The organism is Candidatus Frankia nodulisporulans (genome assembly GCF_902806475.1).
GTDB classification, from domain to species: domain Bacteria; phylum Actinomycetota; class Actinomycetes; order Frankiales; family Frankiaceae; genus Frankia; species Frankia umida.
The window spans coordinates 1-5,208 of sequence record NZ_CADCWS010000275.1 but is presented as its reverse complement, the minus strand read 5'-3'; the positions used below and the strand labels follow the sequence as shown (position 1 = coordinate 5,208).

At 70.6% G+C, this 5,208-nt stretch carries 4 protein-coding genes; 3 read left to right on the top strand and 1 reads right to left on the bottom strand.

Annotated features, from left to right (window positions below; all coding sequences use genetic code 11):
- Window positions 1–66: 66 nt before the first annotated feature.
- Window positions 67–978 carry a 3-methyl-2-oxobutanoate hydroxymethyltransferase gene (gene panB, locus G6R24_RS17970; protein WP_163550372.1) on the bottom strand — a complete coding sequence of 304 codons (912 nt, stop codon included), beginning with the start codon at window positions 976–978 and terminating at the stop codon, window positions 67–69.
- Between the two features lie 355 nt (window positions 979–1,333).
- On the opposite strand from panB, the gene G6R24_RS17965 reads away from it, so the two are divergent.
- The 3 genes from G6R24_RS17965 to G6R24_RS17955 form a co-directional block, all read left to right on the top strand.
- Window positions 1,334–2,566: a TetR/AcrR family transcriptional regulator gene (locus G6R24_RS17965; protein WP_163550371.1), complete on the top strand. Its 1,233-nt coding sequence runs from the start codon at window positions 1,334–1,336 to the stop codon at window positions 2,564–2,566.
- Between the two features lie 149 nt (window positions 2,567–2,715).
- Entirely contained in the window at window positions 2,716–4,692 is a 1,977-nt protein-coding gene (gene thrS / locus G6R24_RS17960) for a threonine--tRNA ligase (RefSeq protein ID WP_163550370.1), read from the top strand.
- Window positions 4,693–4,851: 159 nt separating this feature from the next.
- On the top strand, window positions 4,852–5,208 hold a 357-nt coding region (locus G6R24_RS17955; RefSeq protein ID WP_163550369.1), incomplete at its 3' end, for a HEPN domain-containing protein.

Below are 5,208 nucleotides of genomic sequence, written 5' to 3'. Positions count from 1 at the left end.
GGGCTAGGCGCTCGCCCGCTGCCCGCGGACGCCCAGGGACGGCGCCGCCGTCACGGGCCGTTGCGGTCAGTAGCTGTGTTCGACGGTGGGGTAGTGGCCGTCCCGGACCTCGTCGCGGTAGGTGCGCGCGGCCGTGCCCAGGGCGGTGCGCAGATCGGCGTACCGCTTGACGAAACGAGGGGCTCGTCCGGCGCCGAGACCGGCCATGTCCTGCCAGACCAGCACCTGGGCGTCGCAGTCCGCGCCGGCGCCGATCCCGACGGTGGCGATCCGCAGCTCCTTGGTGACCCGGGCGGCGAGCTCCGCGGGCACCACCTCCAGGACGACGGCGAACGCGCCGGCCGCCTCGATCGCCAGCGCCTCGGTCAGCAGCACGTCACCGGCCGCGTCCCGTCCCTGCACCCGGTAGCCCCCGAAGGCATGCACGCTCTGCGGGGTCAGCCCCAGATGCCCGACGACCGGGATGCCGGCGGCCGTGAGCGTCCGCACCGCCGAAGCGACCCGTTGGCCGCCCTCGAGCTTCACCGCCTGCGCCCCACCTTCCTTGAGGAAACGGATGGCCGTCTCCAGCGCCTGCGCCGGCCCCGCCTGGTAGGACCCGAAGGGCAGATCGGCGACGACCATCGCGTGCGGCGCCCCGCGCACCACGGCGCGGACCAGCGGAATCAGCTCGTCCACCGTGACGGGGATCGTCGTGTCGTAGCCGTAGACGACGTTGGCGGCCGAGTCGCCGACCAGCAGGACGGGGATCTCGGCCTCGTCGAAGATGCCCGCGGTGGTGAAGTCGTAGGCGGTCAGCATCGCCCACTTCTGCCCGCGGGCCTTGGCCGCGGCCACATCGCGCACGGTGAAGCGGGTCCGGCCACGGGGCTGGCTGGTCGTGGTGGCTCCCTCCTCGGGAGCCACGTAGGAGCCTGTGCCAGGGGAACCTGCGGCGGGGGAGTCGGCGCTGTGGGAACCAGTGTCTGACGACGTCATGAGCACTCCTGATCCGTCCGTCCGGGCGACGGGGCGTCCCGGCGTGCCATCCATGCTGCCACCGCTGACGGCCTCCTGCCGGCCCTCGGGGCAGCCCCGCCGACCTTCGTGGGCGGGCCCCGGCGGATGCCCCGGCCAGGCCCCGCCGTGCCCGGGCGTCCGACGTCGGACGTGGAGCACCACGCCGCTGCCATGGCAAACGGATGCGTCTGGCGCCCGGGCCACGTATGCTGATCTTGAAATGACACCGGACAATCGACAGCAACGCGCGGCTCGACCAGGTGGCGGGTGGCCTATCCATGCGGACGCACAGGTACGGCGACCAGATCGCCGCGGTGAGCGGAAGGCGCGTCCGATGACAACGTCGGACGCCCGTCCGCCGCAGCCTCGTCGGCCAGCGGACCGGGCCCCCTCCGGGGTACGGATTCCGCGTGCCCCCGGCCGTCCCCGCGACCCTCGGACCGACGAGGCGATCATCGCCGCGGCACTGCACGAGTTGGCCACCGTCGGGTTCGCCGGGCTGTCCATGGAGGCCGTCGCCGCGAGCGCCGGCGTCGGCAAGGCCACCGTCTACCGGCGCTGGCCGACCAAGGACGCCCTGATCAGCGACGCCCTCGACACCCTCGCCGACGAGGTCGACACGGTCGAGACCGGCTCCCTGCGCGACGATCTGGTCGCCTGGCTCAACGCCCTGCGCCGCCGCAACATGCACTCCCTGGCCGGGCGGATCATGCCCCAGCTCGCCGCGGAGCGCACCACCCACCCCGACCTGTTCGCCACCTACTCACACCGGGTGCTGGAACCATCCCGCCGGTGGGCGGCGGGCCTGCTGCGGCGTGGCATCGACTCGGGTGAACTCGCGGCGGACGTCGACGTTGACCTGATCGTCGACATGCTCATCGGCCCGGTCTCCTACCGTCAGTACCTCAGCGGCGACCGTGAGGTCAGCGGCGGCCGCACCGCTCGCATCGTCGACGTCATCCTCGTCGGCATCCGCACCCCGGCATCGGACACCGACCCGATCACCACTGCCACCACTGCCACCACTGCCACCACTGCCACCACTGCCACCACTGCCGCCACTGCCGCCACTGCCACTGCCGCCGGCGGCACGGGCCAGCTCCCGGCCGCGCCCGCTGTAGCCGCCGCGCCCAACGGCACCCCGGCGTCGGGTACTGCGCCGCCGTCCCATGGTGTGGTGCCGTCGGGCGGTGTCGCCACGTTCAGCGGTGCGGTCGTGGCCGGTCCGCAGCCGGCGGGTGGGCAGCTGGCGACGCCTCGCCTGGTGGCCTATCCGGTGGGCGCTCCCTTCGCGCTGGGCCAGACCTATCCGGTCCTCGGCCGGTACCCGGCCTCGGCGCCCGGCACGGGTACGCCCGCCTCCGGGACACCCGACGCCAGCTCGTCCACCGCAGGCCCGTCCCACGCAGGCCCGTCCCATGTCAGCCCGTCCGAGGCCGGGACGCCGCTGGCTGGTGCGTCCGTCAGCGGGGTGGACGCGGCGGACCACGGCCATGGCGACGCGGACGGCGTCCCGTCGGACGAGCCGCGGGTGGTGGACGTGCGCGCGCCAGAGTCGTCACCGTGAGTGTGTGCGTTCGGGGGGTTCGGCCGGGACGCGGGTAGCATCGCGAGCGGGTCAGGAAAACCTGCCGTGGGCCGCCCTCGGGGCGGTTACCCGCCGGCCGCGGGATGATTGCCCGCGCTCAGCGTCCCAGCGCACACAGGAGAGTCTCGGTGTCCGACGTCCGCGTGACCGTCCAGCATGACCAGCGCAGCGAGCCGCGGGTGGTGCCGACCGGTACGACGGCCGCCAGCCTGTTCGCCGATGACCGTTCGGTCATCGCCGCGGTGGTCGACGGTCAGCAGCGCGACCTCGCTCATGTCCTCACCGACGGGGCCGTCGTCGAGGCGATCGCGCTGGACTCGCCAGCCGGGCGGGCGATCGTGCGGCATTCGGCGGCGCACGTGGTCGCCCAGGCCGTGCAGGACCTGTTCCCGAAGGCGCGCCTGGGCATCGGCCCGCCCATTGAGAACGGGTTCTACTACGACTTCGATGTCGAGACCCCGTTCACCGCGGACGATCTGAAGGCCATCGAGAAGAAGGCCCAGGCGATCATCAAGTCCGGTCAGCGGTTCGCCCGTCGGGTCGTCAGCGACGACCAGGCCCGCGCCGAACTCGCCGACGAGCCGTACAAGCTGGAACTGATCGGCCTGAAATCGAGCGCCGGTGACGACGCCGAGGCGAGCGTCGAGGTCGGCGGCGGCGAGCTGACCATCTACGACAACCTGGACGCGAAGACCGGCGACCTGTGCTGGAAGGACCTCTGCCGCGGTCCGCACGTGCCGAGCACCCGGTCGATTCCCGCGTTCGCGATTCTGCGTTCGGCGGCCGCCTACTGGCGGGGTAGTGAGAAGAACCCGCAGCTACAGCGGATCTACGGCACCGCCTGGGAGTCCCGTGAGGCGCTGAAGGACTACCAGACCCGCCTCGCCGAGGCCGAGCGGCGCGACCACCGTCGCCTCGGCGCCGAACTCGACCTGTTCTCCTTCCCGACCGAGATCGGCCCCGGCCTGTCGGTGTTCCACCCCAAGGGTGGCGCGGTGCGCACCGCGATGGAGGACTACTCGCGGCGTCGGCACACCGAGGCGGGCTATTCGTTCGTCAACACCCCGCACATCACCAAGTCCGAGCTGTACGAGATCTCCGGGCACCTCGACTGGTTCGCCGACGGCATGTACCCGCCCATGCAGCTCGACGGCGGCACCGATTACTACCTCAAGCCGATGAACTGCCCGATGCACATCCTGATCTACCGGTCGCGCGGCCGGTCGTACCGGGAGCTGCCGCTGCGGCTGTTCGAGTTCGGCACCGTCTACCGGTACGAGAAGTCCGGTGTGGTGCACGGCCTGACCCGGGTGCGTGGCCTCACCCAGGACGACGCCCATCTGTTCTGCGCCCGTGAACAACTGCCCACCGAACTCGACGGCACCCTGAGCTTCGTGCTCGGCCTGCTGCGCGACTACGGCCTCGACGACTTCTACCTGGAGCTGTCGACCCGCCCCGAGGGCAAGGCCGTCGGCACCGACGAGGAATGGGCCGAGGCCACCGACCTGCTGCGCGAGGCCGCCCAGAAGCAGGACCTCGAACTCGTCATGGACCCGGGCGGCGGCGCCTTCTACGGCCCGAAGATCTCCGTGCAGGCGCGCGACGCGATCGGCCGCACCTGGCAGCTGTCCACCATCCAGGTCGACTTCCAGCTGCCGCAGCGGTTCGACCTCGAATACCAGGCCGCGGACGGCACCCGCAAACGCCCGTTCATGATCCACCGGGCCCTGTTCGGCACGATCGAACGGTTCCTCGCCATCCTGCTGGAGCACTACGCCGGTGCCCTGCCGCCGTGGCTCGCCCCCGTGCAGGTCGTCGGCATCCCGATCACCGACGAGCATGTGCCCTACCTGGACGAGATCGCCCGGCGCCTGTCCACCCAGGGCATTCGCGTCGAGGTCGACGCCTCGGACGAGCGGATGCAGAAGAAGATCCGCACCGCGCAGAAGCAGAAGGTTCCCTTCATGCTCCTCGCCGGCAACGACGACGTCGCGGCCGGTGCCGTCTCCTTCCGTTTCCGCGACGGAACCCAGCGCAACGGCGTCCCCGTCGACGACGCGATCGCCGAGATCCTCGACGCCGTCACCCGCCGCATCCAGGTCTGACGCGGACCCGGCTGTCCGACGGCCGCGTAGGACGGGATCTCCGTCTCGTCCTACGCGGCCGTTCGTTTCACCGTCATCCGCCTGTTGTCCGCAGATGGTCCGCTCGCAGCTGTAGCGTGCTGGTTGTTAGAGTGGTATCGGAGGCCATCGTATAGGCGGGTGGGTGCGCTGAATCCAGATAGAAAAAGAGAGGCTGATCGCTGGGTCGAGGTTGCCCGTGAGCGCGGCAAGGATGCTGATGCGCTGCATGAGAAGGCCCGGCAGCTCGGGGCTCTTTACCTCACTGGATACGTGGTTGAGGCCTACGCCAAGGCGCTTGGAATCGCCCTCAACGGGCTGCGGTTCAGAAGGGATCACCGTTTGGTTCTTCTGCTGGAGGACTGCGGAATCCGGCGGGCGGACCTGCCGCATGATCTACGGGTGTACGCGGACCGACGTACCGTTGAGATGCGCTACGACCCGGTGCTCTCGCCGACCATCGACTACGAGACGGAACTCGCCAGCGCACAGGCCTTA

What these genes read in the sequence shown, in the direction of transcription:
- panB (WP_163550372.1), bottom strand. Translation starts at nt 978, where the DNA reads ATGACGTCGTCAGACACTGGTTCCCACAGCGCCGACTCCCCCGCCGCA.
- G6R24_RS17965 (WP_163550371.1), top strand. Translation starts at nt 1,334, where the DNA reads ATGACAACGTCGGACGCCCGTCCGCCGCAGCCTCGTCGGCCAGCGGAC.